Annotated in this window: 10 protein-coding genes; all 10 read right to left on the reverse strand. The window is 57.5% G+C overall.

Going from position 1 to position 16,374, the window contains the following annotated elements; translation table 11 throughout:
* Positions 1-25: 25 nt before the first annotated feature.
* On the reverse strand, positions 26-952 hold the full coding sequence (locus ABIE60_RS08110) for an ABC transporter substrate-binding protein (protein WP_354468932.1): 927 nt from the start codon (positions 950-952) through the stop codon (positions 26-28).
* 42 nt (positions 953-994) lie between these two features.
* On the reverse strand, positions 995-2,575 hold the full coding sequence (locus tag ABIE60_RS08115) for a methyl-accepting chemotaxis protein (RefSeq protein WP_354468933.1): 1,581 nt from the start codon (positions 2,573-2,575) through the stop codon (positions 995-997).
* Positions 2,576-2,703: 128 nt separating this feature from the next.
* Positions 2,704-4,374: an ATP-binding protein gene (locus ABIE60_RS08120; protein WP_354468934.1), complete on the reverse strand. Its 1,671-nt coding sequence runs from the start codon at positions 4,372-4,374 to the stop codon at positions 2,704-2,706.
* 914 nt (positions 4,375-5,288) lie between these two features.
* Complete coding sequence (locus ABIE60_RS08125) at positions 5,289-5,522, reverse strand: hypothetical protein (RefSeq protein WP_354468935.1); 234 nt, start codon at positions 5,520-5,522, stop codon at positions 5,289-5,291.
* Positions 5,522-7,978, reverse strand: coding sequence for a chromosomal replication initiator protein DnaA (locus ABIE60_RS08130; RefSeq protein ID WP_354468936.1), 2,457 nt, complete (start codon positions 7,976-7,978; stop codon positions 5,522-5,524). Before ABIE60_RS08130 ends, ABIE60_RS08125 begins: the two co-directional genes overlap by 1 nt.
* A 3-nt stretch (positions 7,979-7,981) precedes the next feature.
* Positions 7,982-8,551, reverse strand: coding sequence for a hypothetical protein (locus ABIE60_RS08135; protein WP_354468937.1), 570 nt, complete (start codon positions 8,549-8,551; stop codon positions 7,982-7,984).
* Positions 8,552-8,562: 11 nt separating this feature from the next.
* Positions 8,563-9,645: an RCC1 domain-containing protein gene (locus ABIE60_RS08140; protein WP_354468938.1), complete on the reverse strand. Its 1,083-nt coding sequence runs from the start codon at positions 9,643-9,645 to the stop codon at positions 8,563-8,565.
* Positions 9,645-13,190, reverse strand: coding sequence for a hypothetical protein (locus ABIE60_RS08145; RefSeq protein ID WP_354468939.1), 3,546 nt, complete (start codon positions 13,188-13,190; stop codon positions 9,645-9,647). Before ABIE60_RS08145 ends, ABIE60_RS08140 begins: the two co-directional genes overlap by 1 nt.
* Before the next feature lie 3 nt (positions 13,191-13,193).
* Positions 13,194-13,562, reverse strand: a complete 369-nt coding sequence (locus ABIE60_RS08150; RefSeq protein ID WP_354468940.1) for a hypothetical protein — start codon at positions 13,560-13,562, stop codon at positions 13,194-13,196.
* Complete coding sequence (locus ABIE60_RS08155; RefSeq protein ID WP_354468941.1) at positions 13,562-16,357, reverse strand: tape measure protein; 2,796 nt, start codon at positions 16,355-16,357, stop codon at positions 13,562-13,564. The genes ABIE60_RS08150 and ABIE60_RS08155 overlap by 1 nt, the downstream gene beginning before the upstream one ends.
* Positions 16,358-16,374 lie beyond the last annotated feature (17 nt).

Genomic DNA, 16,374 nt, shown 5'->3' on the forward strand with positions numbered 1-16,374 from the left:
GAGCTATCAACTTCACAGATTCCCTTTAGTATCCATGTCCATTTGGCAGGTAGCGGACATCCAGTAATCCTTCCAGCTCCGGGGCAGCCCGCAACAACCCCGCCTGCATCATTACGCCAACCAACTGCTCCGCGGCTGCAACCAGCTCACCGTTCTGAACCAGATAGGAGTGGTTGGACTGCAGGTCCGGCAGATGCACACTGCCCAGAGAGCGCGAAACTTCATCAACAGAGAGTCCGCGCCAGGTCGCGATCCGATGCAAGGCGTCCTGACGGTTGACACGGATGTGCTCAAGCCCACGCATATGTGCCTGAATGGTGCTTCGGACAAGATCGGTTTTACGGTCGGGCAGCACCGCCAGCACATCAAAAATGGTGTTGGGCAATGCACGGCTGTCAAAAACCCTTTCTCCCCCCTGCCGCTCAAGACGTGAGGCAAGCGGCTCGTAGGTTATGGCAGCATCAATCATGCCTTGCTGCCAGGCCTCCAGCTGACTGTCAGGCGGAATGTCCAGTACCGATATTTCATGCTCCTGCAGACCTGAAGCCTGTAACAGTTTGGCCAGCATCAGTGCACCTACAGCCGTTTTTTCAACGGCGATGCGCTTGCCCTTCAGTTCTGACAACTGTCGGATGCCGGCACGGGCCAAGACCGCATCGGCACCCACTGAGTGGTTGAACACCATTACCACCTTGAGTGGTACCCCCTGCTCCCGTGCTGAAAGCACTTCATCCAGTGTCAGGGCCGCTGCATCCAGCTCACCATTACTCAATGCCGCCAGGCTGCTGCTGGCGTTCTTCTGTTTAATCAGCTCAACCGAGTCGGCCAGCCAACCAAAGTTTTCCGCAATGTAGAGAGTTTCATAGCCGATCCAGGGGTGTACCCCCACCTTCAACCGCCCTCCAAACGTACAGGCGGGCAACATGACTGTGCCCGCGAACAACAGCGCCATACTGCTTGTCAAGCTGCGCCTTTTCATCTTGAACCTACACTATCAGTGGTTCTGTTTTGCCCAGAACTGTTTCGCCAGATCCCTGAACCCGGTCGCTACCTGCAAGACGTGATCACTGGCCGAGCCACTTTGACCGGTAGCCTCAAGATTGCTTTCGGACATGTCACGAATGGTGACAACACTGCGGTTTATCTCATCAGCCACAGCGCTTTGCTGCTCGACTGCAGCGGCGATCTGCATACTCATGTCATTGATCTGACTGATCGACTGCCAGATAACTTCCAGCGAGCTGACCGTCGCGTTGCCCTGGTCAACACACTCTCCGGTCTGCCGCTGACCCACTTCCATGGCTTCAACCGCCATCCGTGAATTATTCTGCAGCAGCTTGATCATGTTGCGAATTTCGTCTGTGGAGTTGCTGGTGCGACTGGCGAGTGAGCGCACCTCATCGGCAACAACGGCGAAACCACGGCCAGCATCACCGGCTCGCGCAGCCTCTATGGCAGCATTCAGCGCCAACAGGTTGGTCTGCTCCGCAATATCATTGATCACATTCAGTACAGTCGAGATCTGGTTGCTGCTGCTCTGAACCTGGCTGATCACTTCAGCGGCACGGGTAATTTCATCCCTGAGCGAACCAATCATCCTGACCATGTCCGTCACCACAGCGCGCCCCTGCTCAACCTGGTTGCGACCTTCATTGGCGGCGGTTGAGGTGCTGTGGGCGTTGTCTGCCACTTCCTGAATGCTGGCCGACATTTCATTGACGGCCGCCGCAACCTGGTCTGTTTCCGAGAACTGACGCTGCACGCCCTGCTGCGATCTGCTAACTGCCTCACCCAAGGTTCCGGTGCTGGTCATCATGTCGTCGGCTGAATCAGCAATACGTCCGATCAGCCCTGCCGTTTCGGATTCCAGCGCCTTGAGTGCGAGCATTAACTGCCCCACATCATCACGACGTCCGGTGTAGATGAATCGAGCAACCGGGTTATTGATAACATTGCGGGCCTTTGCGACAGCCTGTTTCAACGGCTGCAATGTCAACGCCTGGCCAAAGGCGGCAAGCAGTACACCACTGCACGCAATCAGTGCCTGTAGCAGGCCCGGCTCGGAGACCAGAAGAAATGAGAGCAGGATGCTTGCCACGGGCAAGGTCAGCCAAAGCAGGTTTTTACTGCTTAACGAGAGCGTATTCTTGAGGGCCCGTGGCGTCTTGCCCTCCATCAACTGCGGGTAGATCTGTTCCGCTCGACGGACATGCTCCCGGGAGGGTTTGCGCCTGACCGACTGATACTCCTTAACCTCACCGTTTTTCTCAATCGGCGTGACGTAAGCATCAACCCAGTAGTGGTTGCCGTTCTTGCAACGGTTTTTCACCATACCCATCCAGGATTCACCGGACTTGACCGTGCTCCACAGTTCAGCAAAAGCCGCCGGAGGCATGTCCGGGTGACGCACCATGTTGTGATTTTGCCCCACCAGCTCGTCGCGGGTGAAACCGCTGATTTTTACAAAATCAGGGTTTACATAGGTAATGGCACCTTTGAGGTTGGTGGTGGAAAGTATATTCGCAGACGCGGGGAAGGTTTCTTCTACCTGCGTAACGGGCAAGTTCTTTTTCATAGAGTGGCATCACCTGCTTATCGAGAATTTAGACATTTCTCATACAATCAGTGTACGCCGCAGGAGTATTAGATACATCTAAAATGTATCAAAACTGTAACACCATCAACATATTGATTTTAATAGATTTATTCGTATAAAGTGAAACTGACCCGGGCCCCCGTCCCTGGGCCGGAAGAAGTGATGTGAATCTCGCCACGATAGCGTTCAACAATTTTTTTGCACAGCGCAAGCCCTATACCGCTGCCGGGATAGTCAGCCCGAGAATGCAGCCGCTGAAACATGTTGAACAGACGCCCCGCCTGTGCGGGATCGAAGCCCACACCGTTGTCGATTACCGTAAAACACCAACCGCCATCAACAGGGCTTACAGCCAGCTCAATCACTGGGTCAGTGTCAGGCCGCCTGTATTTTATGGCGTTGCTGATCAGATTCATGAACAGGCGCAGCAAGTCATCCCTGCACGCCTTGATCGTTACTGAACCCATCTCTGGCGGGCAGATGATTCTGGCGTGTGAGTGCTCAAACTCACTGTTGAGCAACTCACGTACATCCGTAATCACATCCAGGAGATGGATTGGTGCTTTGGGTCCATCATCCAGACCTGTACGGGCGTACTCAAGCAAACCACATAACATCTGATCCAGTCTTTGCGTGCCGCGCTCAGCAGCGACCACCATTTTCTCCGCGTCTTCGGTCAACCGATCTCCCAGATGAGCGCGCAGTAACTCCAGATAACCACTGACCGTCCTGATGGGCTGTCTCAAGTCATGTGATACCACACTGGCAAACTGTTCCAGTTCCTGGTTGTAACGCGCCAGCGATTCAAGCGATGCCTGCAGTCGCAGCTCCGCATTCTTTTTGTCCGTGATATCGATATGTGTCCCCATCATGATAACCGGGCTGCCATCGGCATCCCGCTGCATCACACAACCGCGACCCAGAACCCAGACCCACTCACCGGACTTGTGTCGTATCCGCGCTTCGCAATCGTAGTAGTCCAGCTCCCCGCTGAAATGCTGTTGCAGCATCTTGTCCGATTTGGCCAGGTCATCGGGATGTGCCAGGCTGTGCCAGGTTTCAATACTGACCGGTTGCAATTCATCCAGTGAATACCCGGCAATTCCCGCCCAGCGGTCATTGAACACAACTTGCCCGGTTTTGACGTGCCACTCCCATGTCCCAACATTGGTGGCTTCAAGAATACCGGCAAGACGCCGGCGCTCGGTGACAAGTGATGAGCTGAGTGCATTATTCAATGCCACCTGGGCACGAATGCGGCGCTGATACAGATACAGGAGTGCAACAGACGCCAATACGGTCAGCGCGTAAAACAGCAGTACCAGCCGGAGATCACGGCTCCAGAGGGCAAAAACGGCATCCAGCCTGCGACCGGTCCCCAGCACCAATGGCCAGTCCAGTTTCAAGGCTGGTGGGTTGATCGTCTGCAATGCCATGATCCGTTTGTCACCGGTCGCCAATACCTGACCCGTCATGATATTGGCATCATTACCGCTTTCCATGTGGCGCGTAAAGAAAGAGCCCGGCTTGGCAAGGTCAATGCCCGCCAACCCCTCATGTGCCGGTGTAATCATGAACTGGCGCCCTCTTCCATGAGCGATACCGGTCCACATGTCCGGTGCGTAATTCATTGATGACAGCATTGCCGAAAAGAAGCTTTCATCCAGCGCCGCGAATACAGCTCCTTCAAACTCCCCGCTGGAATCCAGTACCGCATGGCTCAGGCTGAGTGTCCATGCGGTACCCGTTCGTACACTGAAGGGGGTGCCAACATACATAGTGTCCACTGTAGCCGCGCGTTTTTTTTGGCAATGATTCGCGCATAATTTGGCACAACCACTAATGATGTCCTACCTTGGTATTTGCCAATCTAAACGGAACTATCTAGGAAGGAGAATAGTGATGGCAAAGTACGTAAGGGCAGCCGGTAGTGATACATGGCACTGGTGTACCAATTGTAGTAACTACCCATCAAACCCAGCGGACTCTCGAACCACAAAGCCGACATCTGGTGAGCTATGTAACCAGTGTCAATCCAAGGATCGGTCAGGGACTTGCAATAAGTAGTAGCTCCTGATTAACCAGCCTATTGCAGCCCCGTCAGTTCCCTTGCTAGGGAGAGGGTTGCAACATAATGAAATCGCAGCGTCATACCTTTCTACAGCTGCACCAGACTGCATGATCACTTCCCGACGTTAGAGACAGCTCAGTAAAATGTACCTCTAACGCTCTACACCTGCTTTCACAGTTTCATTTATACCTATACCAGCAAAACGGCTTGGTCTTTTTCGTAAAATGTTTGCGGAAAAGAAAATCGACTTGTTTTCGACGTGATCCCACAGGAAGATCTATGCATCGGCAAAGGTCGTGACAATAGACTTGGCTGATCGGCACATCTTACCCGTGCCGTAGGTAGGGAGGCAGCGCGCCATGGTCGGCACAACCATGGCGCGCCAGTTGGGCTATAACCCAAATTGTACAATTTTGAGTATCGCCCCGCATCCCTGAAACTTCAACCAATAGTTGAAGGAGGGAATATGGCAGATGTAGCAAACTATATCCTCCAGCTGCTATCGATCACGCTGAACAGTTCATCTGTAACTGAAATGAGCGGTATCCTGGTAGCTCTGCTGGTAGCCCGCCATAATTCCAAGTAGTCGCTTAACTCCAAGCGGCCTTCGGGCCGCTTTTTTCAATACAGAATCAAATCATGCCTCGGCAGTGCCTGGGTCTTCTGCAACACCTCCCCGCCTCTGATAAACACCATTTCCCCCGCCGCGACACCGACTCCCCCATCACGCACGTTTACCCTATCCCCGCTCAGCAGCTCCACGGTCACGTTGCTGGGGTTGATGCTGATCACCTCGGCCACCAGCGTTGCATCCCGCTCCAGCAGGTTTTCAAACTGCTTCCAGATGTTCGCCATCAGGTGATCCTCCGTTCTGCTGTGAGCTGCTGCCGTACTTTGATCTCGGTGTCGCTGCTGGTGGCGGTGATGCTGGTGCCGTCGATTACGACCGGGTAGGTGTCGTCGGTGTCTTGGATCTCTACCAGATGGCCGGGCAGCAGCAGGCCTGGGGCTTGTCCGGCTTGGGTCAGCATGGTGGTGATGTTCATCTCCTCCCAGGTGCCGCCTTCCGCGATCAGGCTGCGGCCTCGCTGGTATCCGGCGTCGCTATGGGTGATCAGGTCGTCGGTTGCCATCGGGGCGAGGATGTCGCCTGCGGTGCCGTCCCGGGTGATGGTGACGATCACGCCGCCGGCTGGTCCTCCGGTGACGATGGCGCGGTTGTAGGCCGGGGCTGTCCTGAATGTGGAGCCGTCTTGGGTGATCAGGTCAGCGGGCAGGATGGCGTCCAGCGCGGTGGTCGGCTCGGTCCACTTGTGCGGGTCGACGCGGTAACGCGGGCTGACGATCAGCTGCTTCAGCTCTGGGTGGCTCTGCAGCATGTACCCGGCGGCTTCGGCCAGTCGCTTGATTGCGGCGATGGGGTCGAGCTGGTCATAGCTGTAACTGCCTGCGGGGATCAGCCAGTCCTGGGCGTTCCACTGCAGGCTGAATCCGGTGTTGGCCAGTTCCTGTTCGGCCAGTGCGGCAGCGCTGTATGCGCTGGTCAGGGCTTTGCTGCGCTGGGGTGCGTAGGGGTCTGATAGCCAGGCGGTGCGGCTGCGGCCGGTGATGGTGTAGCGGGTGTTGCCGTGCTGGCGGGTACGGCCGTAGCTTTCGACCAGAGCGGTGAAGCTGTGGCCGTTGACCTCGCAGCCGATCTCGACCGGCCCGTTGCTGGTGGGCTTGATGATCGCCAGATCAGCGTCGCGCTTCAGGTTGGCTGTGAAGCGCCAGCCCCAGCTATCGCGGTCGGTGCTCCAGACGCACTGGGTGGCCTCAAATTCGGTGCCGTCAGGCAGCCGGTACAGGGTGATGTTCGGCATAAACAGGTAGACCTCGTGTATGATTGGCTGTTGGGGCCGCTCGGCGGGTTCGGGCTGTTCGTTGTCCCAGCCTCCATCCCATCCATAGTCTGGCGTCGGGCGGCTCCAGCTCCCTGCCCCCCAGGGGTGTTTGGTTTCAAGATCGTTGTGCTGCATCTGGTCGACCGGAGCTGCCCAGCTGCTGTCACTTGGCCGGTTGGCTTCAACAGGTTTTGGCGGCCAAGGTACAGGCGCGGCGATATCTTCTTCAGTCAGGTCACCAAAATTCAGATTCCGGTAGTGCCAGCGCTGCCACTGGCCACGGCTGGTCCATTTCAGGTAGCTGCTCGGCTGCGGCTGGCTGTATCCACTGGGGCAGTCCAGATCGGCGTCTGCGGCTGCTTGGGTGTACGTTCCCGGCTGTAGCGGCGGCCATTCCTTCGGTGGCGCTGGTACCCACCAAGTACGCGGCTGAAACAGCTCGGTGCTGAACCACGGCTGCTGCTGCCCCCTATCCTTCGCGGGCGGGTAGATGTACGGGTGTTGTGGCTCGGCGGCCGGGGTGCGTTCAAAGTCGCCCCAGGGCTTCACCTGCTGCTGATCAAGCACTGGTGGTTGGGTGTAGGGTTGCTGGTTATCCCTGTCGGCACTGTCGAATGTGCCCCACGGCAGTTGGTCGGTGCCGTCACGCTGCTGCATCTGGTTGTGCGGCAGGGCTGACTGGCTGTCACGGTACTGGGCGTCCTCCCATGCACTGTCGGTGGTCTGGTTCACGCGCTCTGCGTTCTGCCATTGGCCGTGGAACTGTTGCGGCTTGCTCGGTGCGTCATTCCAGCCCATGCGGGTGCCGAAGCCCCCGCCCTCGGTAGTCAGGGAGGCGCCGGGGACGCGCTGACCCCACTCTACGCGGATGCTGACGGTGGCGGCTTGACCGGTGGCGTTGATACTGACCGGGTAAACCGGCACCTCGGCATCAATGCGGATCTGGCTTTGACTGGTCGGCGCCTGCGCGTTGATGCTCAGGTGGGTTACTGGTGCGGCAGGGTTAATCTGCAGGTGCAGGCTGGCCGCTGGCCCGACTGCATTGATGCTCAGCGTGGTGCCGGGGTTGAGGACGCTCAGGTGGATCTGGGTGGTGCTGGCCGGGGCTATGGCGTTGATGCTCAGGCCGATGAACTCAGGCGGCAGTACCGGGAAGCCGAAATTGCAGGCGTCAGCGGCTGGTACCGCGTACCCGGCCGGGCAGTCCAGGTGGAGCTGGTCATGGGCTGGGGTCTGGTAATCAGCCGGGAAGGCGACAATGTACGCCGGGGGTGTTTCGTAACCGCTTGGGTTGTCCAGGTTCAGGGCGTTGGGCAGCGGCGTCCGGTACGGCAGATCAAACGCGGCGCTGTCGGCTCCCGGTGGGGTGTAGCTGCCCTCGGCGCTCAGATCGAGGGCAGTATGATCCGGCGTGTAGTAGGTCTGCATCGGTTATCCCCAGATGTTCAGGGTTTCCGCGCGCAGCTCCCCGCCTTCCACGACATTCAACGTGCCCATCTCAACAAACGCACCGCTGCCTACCGTGCCGCAGTCGCCCTGGTACACCAGTCCATCGGCCCCGTTGACGATCCGCGCCCATGTGGCGGTGCCGCTCTGGCTCGCGGTAGGTGTCCCGGCGATGGTCAGGCTGAGGGTGTGGCCACTGATGGTTCCGGCGGGCTGGGTGAATGACAAGATGCCCAGCAGCGCGGGGATTTCACCCATGTCCTGCCAGGTTATGTCGTTGTCGGTGACGGTGCCGCCATCGGTCGGCCAAGTCGGCGTGGCACCAGCACTGGTGCCGCTGTTCTCGGCGCGGTAGTAGTGGAGTCCTGCGGTCACGTAGTCGCCTTCGCTGTAGGCGGTGCCGGTGGCGTGGGCGGGTATCGGGTAAATGTCGCGGCCCAGGTCTGGCTCTCCCCCGCTCCAGATCTGCAAACCGCCTGGGTTGGCGTCGGCATCGATCAGGTTAAGGGTGGCGGCAGATCGAGCTGCCAGCAGTGCATCGCTTGGCTGGTGCATGGGTCAGCTCCTTATACCTGAGTATCTTCGGGTGGTGGGGTGATCGGCCCATGCGCCATCGGGCGATGCCCGGCTGGCGGGATCGACATGATGTAGCCGTTGTACCAGCGCGGCAGGTGCAGTGTGTACTGGCCATTGGCGTCGGATTGGGTTTCGAGTTGGAAGCGGCCAGTGGTTTCTTCGTAGGCGCGGACGGTCATGGGGGTGGGGGTGCCATCGAGGCTGGTGATGCCAGTGATGGGGTAGTATTGGCCCATGGAAAGTCCTGAAATGGTACCCTCATCGGACTGCCCGTAGTTGTTTTCTCCAGCGCCAACCAGTGTTCCGTCGGCTTTTAGTCCTATGCTGAAATACTGGCCACACGCGACCTCGATGACGCTGTGCCAACCGCTGACGGCTAATTGGTTTAAATTGTTTCGGCCGGTTGCAACCACGGTACCATCGGCCTTCAGCCCAAGCGTATGTGACTCGCCAGCCGCAATTTGGATAATATCGGTCCAGGCTCCTACATTGCATTGACCGTAGCCGTTGGTCCCTGTAGCTATGACGGTACCATCGGCCTTCAGGCCGACGTTGAAGTCGCTGCCGGATGCAACCTGAATAATATCAGTCCAAGTACCGACCTCTAGTTGGTTGTAGGCGGTTGAGCCTGCGGCTACTACGGTACCATCGGCCTTAATCCCCACAATACTTCTTGTTCCCATTCCTATCTGGGTGATACCTACCCATGCTAGGGCATCCTCTTGGCCGTAGTAATTCCATCCAGCCATGACTACAGTCCCGTTAGTCAGCAAGCCTGCAATTTCGTTATCTCGGATAGAGCCTGAAAGTTGAACGACCCCGCCCCACGAGGTTGCTTCCGTAAGCATTGAGTAGCTGTCGGACCCCGCTCCGACGACACTTCCATCGGCTCGTAGGCCAAATGATGTATTCCCAGTTGCCGCTATACTGACCAGCTCGGAAAATGACTCTGTGTTAAGCTGCCCACTGCTATTGTACCCTTGCCCGGCTGCAGTCCCGTCAGATTTAACGCCAATCATATATTTGGCGCTAGCCGCAATCAGCCCCTGCTCTCTTCCATTAACCAGAATCATCAGTCTGCATCCCCCCTGGCTTCAATCTTGAATGAGTCGTCATTGTGCGTGGCCGCGCCGCTGACGGTGGTGCGTGCTACCCAGATCGGCGCATGAGCCGCATCGGTGTTGAATCGCAGCACGTTGTTGGTAGCCCAGCCGCTACCCCAGCCGGCAGCCAGCACGATAAAGTACGGCTCCCCGGTGGTGGGGTTGATCGGGGTGCAGTCGGCGCTGGTGTTACCGGTACCGATCACGCCCGACACCTCGCCGACGATGTTGAAGCTGGTCGAGCTGGTGAAGATCAGCGCCCAGCGTTCGCGAATGCTGTTTTTGTTGTCCACCTGAATCGGGTACAGCAAATCGTTGTACTGGGCGGTTGTGTTGTCACCCACCCGCTCGTCAGCCCACTCGCCGGTCCATGTCGCCTGCGAAAACTGGTGGTGTACGCGGCTGCCCAGGTCGCCGAAGATCAGGGCGCTGGATACCCATGTATCGGCCGGGTCGTAAGCGCGGCTGATGCCGCCCACAAGGCTGATCTGGCCGTTGATCTGCGCCTCATTCACCAGCGCCATGTCCTCGACGCGGTGCTTCGCCTGCAGCGGCTGGGTGTAGGCACTCAGGTCCAACGGATCGGCCAGTGTGACGGTGCCGGTTTCGCGATTGGTGGTGTAGAGCGCGGCATCCAGTTTGGTGCCCTCGCTGTCCTCAAGGACCACGCTGGCGAGCTGGTCCCGGCTGAGGGTGATGGTCTGACCGGCGCTGACCGGGTTCGGCAGGGTGTCGGTCTGGGTGCTGTGCACCACCACTACATCGCCGGAGCGGATGATGGGGACGCGGCCGTCGACAGGCAGACGCACCGGGTCAAGGCCCAGAATGTTCGCGCTGAGGGGCATCTGGCTCAGTACGACCGCATTGAACTTCATGCTGTCTGGATCGACCTGTGCCGGCACCCAGATAGTGCCATCGGCCTGAATATTGGCTGCGCTGTACCAGCTTTGCTCCCGCTCCTCTGCTGTCAGCGTCGATTCTTGAACCCACGCACCGAAGTCGATATTGATAACGCCTGTGACGTAGTTAATGTCGCCCTGCATTTCTGGGGTGTCGATAACACCTTGTTCATTGGATATACCGCTGATCAGCGTGCCATCCGGCAGGTTGGCCCTGAAGTACAAGCTACCGACCCGGATCGGTGCGCCTGGAGTCCGAAAGTAGACGTTATTGGTGAATACTTTACCGTAGCGCGTAAGGGCCGATCGCAGCACCAGTGATGTACTGGCACCGGCATTCCAATCGGTCAGGGTGACTTTGCCTGTCAGGTAATCAATGCTGCCACTTTGCAAGCCACTACCTGTCGTGTAATCAATGTTGCTGTACAAAAGACCATCACGATCCACATAGGTACGACCCAGCAGAGACAGCACCACCGAACCCGGCACCAACGTATTCAAGGTGTAAGGTGTCAGATCAATCTCAAACCCCGATAGCGGCATGTCGTCAGTAGCACTACTGCCGGGGTCAACCTGTGCAAAGCTGGCAGCCAGGTCAAAGTCGGGCGGAGCGATCTGGGGTGCACTAACATACTGTATGCCGGTGAAAACCGGGATGCCGTCTTCACCTTGCTGGGTGTAAACCCGTGTCGGATATGGGACAACGGTATCAGGTGTGAAGGTCACGCTGCCGGTGCTGTAGTTCACGGTACCGATCTGGTCACCGCTATCGAGATAGAGTTTGCCATCCCCTTTGCTGTCCCGTGCGATCAAAATCGGGTCAACGTTGGCCGGTATAACCCTGATAATGTCGGGTGGAATGGTCAGGTCGGTATTCCATGCCAACCTGACGGTGCCGGGTTGCAGGTTGCTGGCCAACACAACCGTCACCTTTCCTTCAGTGTCACGGGTTGGCATGTTGTAGATCGCGGCCTGCTTTTCGGCCGTGCTGTAACTGCACTGGATTACATTGTTGGGCGGCGGCGCCACATTGGGTACGATTCGCACTTCTCGGGTGCTGTAGATCACCTCGCCAGTGGCGTCACCCGTGATCAGCCCGTTACCGTTATCACTGGCTGTCTTGTTTCCACTATCCCATGTGAACGTTACTGTGCCCGGCACCAGCACACGGTCTTCGGTTTGCGCAGCCAACACCTTTCGAGCTGATGGCTCCTTAATATCCAACGATAGATTACTGAGCCGCTCATACGTTACTGGCGTTGCCCATGTATAAATCACCTGGCTATCGACATCAGGCAGAGCGCCCAGCGTTACCACCACTGTGCCAGTGGTGTAGTCAATCGTACCGGCGCCACCCTGGTTATCTGAAAGTTCCCCTTTGCCGTTATCCTGCATCCGGTACCAGTTGCCTTGCGACATGTAATCAACTGCCAGCGAGCCTGGCTGCGGTAGCGGCCTCAGGGTGCGAATATAGTTGTAGCCGCGATTACTCAATTTGATTGATTCGCGGTCGGTATTTGCGGCGTCATACAAGGCTGCAGCCGGTGTTGCCGTAAATGACACCGTACCGCTCAAGCCTGTCAGGCCGGAGATGGTGCCACTGGCATAGTCAATGCTACCGCGCTGGGCTCCAGTGCCATCACGCAGTACACCCGCTCGGTCATCGACATAGCTATTGACCTGCACGCTACCGGGCAGCACCGGATGCCCAAAGGTACGGCTGACGCCTTCGCTCACTGCTATCTGCACTGTGTAAGAACTGCCAGCTCTGACTATATTGGGCCGGTCTGAGCCAGCCTGTGCATCTGCCACAGCGCTTTCAGCCGTCGCACTGGGCACCAGCTGGCCAAAAATAGTGCTGCACCTCACGTTGTAATCACCGGGCTGGATGGGTTCTTGCAGTGGCACGATGCCGTAATAATTCGCTGCATCCGCCGTTACCGTGTTTCTGAACCGGGTCGGTGACTGGTTTTGAGTATGGACACGGTGAGGCGTGCTGCCACCCGGGAACCGGCGACGAAGCGGGTCTGAGATTTGAAGCTCAATGACGCGTTTGTAGTAGATCCCTTTTTCGTCTTCAAAGCTGTTGATTTCATGGGTTACGTCTGTCACACGCACATACTGTGTTTCGCCGATCGGCGCACTGACAGCATCCTCTTCACTGAGTAGATAAACCTCACCGATATCAGGTAAAGGTGCATCAAGGTTTGCATACAGTTTGACCGTGCGCTGCCCTTCTATCTGGTCACCATAAACGGTGTATTGGGTGTCGATCCCTCTCACTACGTAGCTTTCAATACGATCACGCGCCTGAATACGCTCGTCGGTGTAGCTGCCGGTGCTGAAGATCAGGGTGCTGACGCGGGGATCATCGGGCGGGTCGGTGACGATGGCGTGGCTGCCGTAGTAGATGTCCTGGTTGGCGGTACGCACGGCCAGGTAGAGCTTGCGCAGGTTTACGCGGCCGTAGGTGCGGTCGAGGCGCGAAATGTCCGGGAACAGGTTGTTGACCACGCCGTCCTGGATCTCGACGGCGCTCATCTGGCCGCCGCCGTCTTCGTTGTCGGTCAGGCGCTCGGAGGCCATGAGTTTGATATCGGTGCTGAGGATGGTCATGGATCAAACCTCGATTAAACGGAGGGTTAACAGGTAGTAATCGTTAGGGCCGGGATCGGCTAACGGCTTAATTGGCACTGCGCTGATCGGCTGCTCTCCATGGCGGAACATGACGGTGAAAACGCGGCCATCGATGTCCAGGGTGTGGGTTTGGTTGGGCTGGCTGGCCAATGCATAAAGTTGCTCGATGACAGCACGGGTGGCCCAGTCGCTTTCCAGCGTGATGGGGCGGCCCTTGATCAGCGAGGCTTCTTCGATCAGCATCTTGCCGGTCAAGCTGCGTTCGGATGAGTGGGCGATCGGGAGCCAGTCGAATTCGTCGAGCCAAAGGAGGTGGCTTGGCAGGGTGATGCCGTTCAATGTAATGCCCATCAGTGCAGCCTCCTCGCATTTGCAATCTCTCTAAGAACATCCTCTGCGGTGCGATCTGTTTCTCGCATGTCCTGTTCAGCGCGTTGCTTTGCCAGATAGCTTCTGGCCCTTTTCTCAAGCAGCTGGGCGTACTCGTTCGGATTCATCATGGTGCCGATCACATCCTTCATTTTTCCTTGATTGATCACGGCCCACACTGCTCGCTCCAGATCCTCATCCTCCCTGCCAAGTCGATGGGCAACGCTCTCGGCGGGAGAAACAGGTCTGCGGCCTTTGCCCTCACTATCATCCTCAGTGGAGCTGTCTTTGGCCGCTTTTTTAGCGGCCTCAGTCTTTTTTCGCAGTTCATCCGCCTCCTGCCCGGCCTCTCTGAATTCTTTGGCCAAGTCTCTAACGACCTGAATCAGCTCCCTGATCTCTTTCGCCAGCGACTCCATGCCGCCCTTGCCTTTTTTGGCACTGTCTTCCATGGCTTCGCCCAGCTCATCCAGATCGCTTTTGGCACCCTTCGCCTCCTTGCCTACATCACCAACCTTGTCAGCGGCGCCTTTGGCGTTACTTTCAAGTTGTTTCAGCTTTTGCCGTGCATCCTCCATTGATGACCTGAGCAGCTTGCCTGCCAGATCCCCCGACTTGCCCGCTTTATCCAGCACCTCGATAAGTGCTTCCACATCCGCCTTGGTACGGGCCTTGCCGAGAGCCGCATTGAAAGCTTCCTGAATCTGTTCGCTGGAGTACTTCCCACTCTCCACGATGGTTTCAAAAGCACTGACTGCAGCCTGGCCCTGCTCAGTGATCTGGCCGGTAACCTCTTCCATATTGAGGCCCAGCGCCTTGAAGGCATCCTGCTCTGCTGTCAGTTGCTCTTTGCGCTGCTCATTCAGCTGCTGCTGCAAGGCACCGATTTCACCAAGCTCGGCAATTTTGGTCTCAGTCTGCTGGGTGTGCTGCTGGGCACCGGCCACGCCCAGGCTCAGCTCCTGCGACTTGAGGGCGTTAACATCGGTGATTTGTTGTTTGAGGCGGGTTTCTGCTTCGATGTAGGTTTCCAGCTGGGCCTTGGCCTCTTCCATCTGCAGCTGACGCTGCCGACCCTGCTCGATCTCGGCCTGCTCTTCCGCCACGCGAGCCTGCCAGTAGGCCTGAGCGCCCTGCAGGCGCTGCAGGTAGGCTTCATAGCCCTGGCGGCTGATGCGGCCCAGCTCTTCCTCAGTTTTGAGCTGGGTGTTCATGAACTCCAACTGCTTGTGTTGCTCATTAACCGCATCAATAGAGCGCTGCTGCATGGCCGCGTGGGCCTTGTTGGCGGCCTGCTCGGACTCATGCCAGCGATCGGCAACCAGTTTGACGGCGGCCGCCAGCAGCCCGACACCGGTGAGCAGTCGGCCACCTGCTACGACCCAACCAGCAACTGCCTTGAGTCCTTTGGCGGCACCGGCCAACCAGCCCCAGCCCTTACCGGCAGCAGCAGCGGCGGTGCCCATGCCGCTGGTGGCAGTGGTCATGGCGGCAGTACCAAACGCTGCAGCCTTTGTTGCCTTGGCAACATCCCATACAGCCTTGCTGAAACTAACCAGCTTACCTACAGCCAATGCGGCTACCAGATACCCCAGCTGAGTGCCCCACTCGATTGTGAACTGGATAACGGATTTGAAGCCGTTGGCCACCTTGATCAGACCGTCAGAGATCTCTTTCGCCCAACGTTTAAGCGTGCCGTCTTCCGCCAATTTCTTGATTTGATCAAGCACTGCCTGCAGCTGCTCTTTCATGTAATCAAGGAAGCCAGACTCGCTGATGTCGTTGACGAAGTTGAGCCACATATCCTTGAGGTTACTGACCAGGCCGGTCCAAGTTTTCATTGCTTCAGCGGCTGCGCCCTTGGACTGTTCACCCATGGCCTTCATCAGCAGTTCGATCTCTTTGCGCCCCAGTTCGCCATTGCTGGCCATGTCCTGCAGCTCAACGGCAGCGCGGCCGGTAGCTTCAGCCAGCAGATCCCACACCGGCACGCCACGCTCGATCAGCTGCAGTGCTTCTTCGCCTTGCAGCTTCTGTTTGGTCCAGGCCTGTCCAAGCGCGAGGATGATCCCTTCCATCTTTTCCTGGCTGAAACCCAACTTGCTGGTCTGGTCGATGATCGCCTGGTAGCTGCCGTTCATCGGGTCGATGCCGAAGGCCTTCAGGCGGATAAAGCCTCGGGTAACGCCTTCAATGTCGGTGGGGGTGGTTTTGGCAAACTCCTTGATCCAGGCAATGGCCTTTTCACCCTCTTCGATGGAGCCCATCAGGGTGTTGATCTGGACCGACATATCCTCAAAACGGCTGCCGGTGTTGATCAGCCCCATGATGGCGTTCTTGATCGCGTTGATACCGAGGTAAGTCCCGCCCAGGGCGATCAGCTTTTTGGTCAGGCTACCGATGCCGCCTTCGGCGTTACGGGCAGCAGCGGGGATCTCATTGAGGTCTTGCTTAAACTTCTGGGTGTCGCGGCTAGCACCCTTACTACCTTTGCTCCAGCGCTGCCAGAACTTGCTGCCACGGGTGTCGCCGGTGAGGCGCTCGGTGGAGGTGCGGGCTTCATCGACCTTGGCGCGGAAGTCACGCGCCTCTTCGCCGGTTTTGCTGAACTCTTTACCGGTGGATTCGATGCCTCGGTTGGTCTGTTCCAGCGACTGGTCCAGCTCTTCCGCTGCCCGGCCGGAGTCTTCCACTTCCTTTTTGAAGGTGCGCACCACACCACTGGCCGTGTCCTTGGCTTTGATGAGGAGGTTAAGGGCAAGGTCTTTGGCACTCATGGCGGCACCCGGCGTGG

Origin of the sequence: Marinobacterium sp. MBR-109, from assembly GCF_040547565.1 — a bacterium.
Classification (GTDB): domain Bacteria; phylum Pseudomonadota; class Gammaproteobacteria; order Pseudomonadales; family Balneatricaceae; genus Marinobacterium.

What these genes read in the sequence shown, in the direction of transcription:
- ABIE60_RS08130 (WP_354468936.1), bottom strand. Translation starts at nt 7,978, where the DNA reads ATGCAGACCTACTACACGCCGGATCATACTGCCCTCGATCTGAGCGCC.
- ABIE60_RS08120 (WP_354468934.1), bottom strand. Translation starts at nt 4,374, where the DNA reads ATGTATGTTGGCACCCCCTTCAGTGTACGAACGGGTACCGCATGGACA.
- ABIE60_RS08155 (WP_354468941.1), bottom strand. Translation starts at nt 16,357, where the DNA reads ATGAGTGCCAAAGACCTTGCCCTTAACCTCCTCATCAAAGCCAAGGAC.
- ABIE60_RS08110 (WP_354468932.1), bottom strand. Translation starts at nt 952, where the DNA reads ATGGCGCTGTTGTTCGCGGGCACAGTCATGTTGCCCGCCTGTACGTTT.
- ABIE60_RS08135 (WP_354468937.1), bottom strand. Translation starts at nt 8,551, where the DNA reads ATGCACCAGCCAAGCGATGCACTGCTGGCAGCTCGATCTGCCGCCACC.
- ABIE60_RS08115 (WP_354468933.1), bottom strand. Translation starts at nt 2,575, where the DNA reads ATGAAAAAGAACTTGCCCGTTACGCAGGTAGAAGAAACCTTCCCCGCG.
- ABIE60_RS08150 (WP_354468940.1), bottom strand. Translation starts at nt 13,562, where the DNA reads ATGGGCATTACATTGAACGGCATCACCCTGCCAAGCCACCTCCTTTGG.
- ABIE60_RS08125 (WP_354468935.1), bottom strand. Translation starts at nt 5,522, where the DNA reads ATGGCGAACATCTGGAAGCAGTTTGAAAACCTGCTGGAGCGGGATGCA.
- ABIE60_RS08140 (WP_354468938.1), bottom strand. Translation starts at nt 9,645, where the DNA reads ATGATTCTGGTTAATGGAAGAGAGCAGGGGCTGATTGCGGCTAGCGCC.
- ABIE60_RS08145 (WP_354468939.1), bottom strand. Translation starts at nt 13,190, where the DNA reads ATGACCATCCTCAGCACCGATATCAAACTCATGGCCTCCGAGCGCCTG.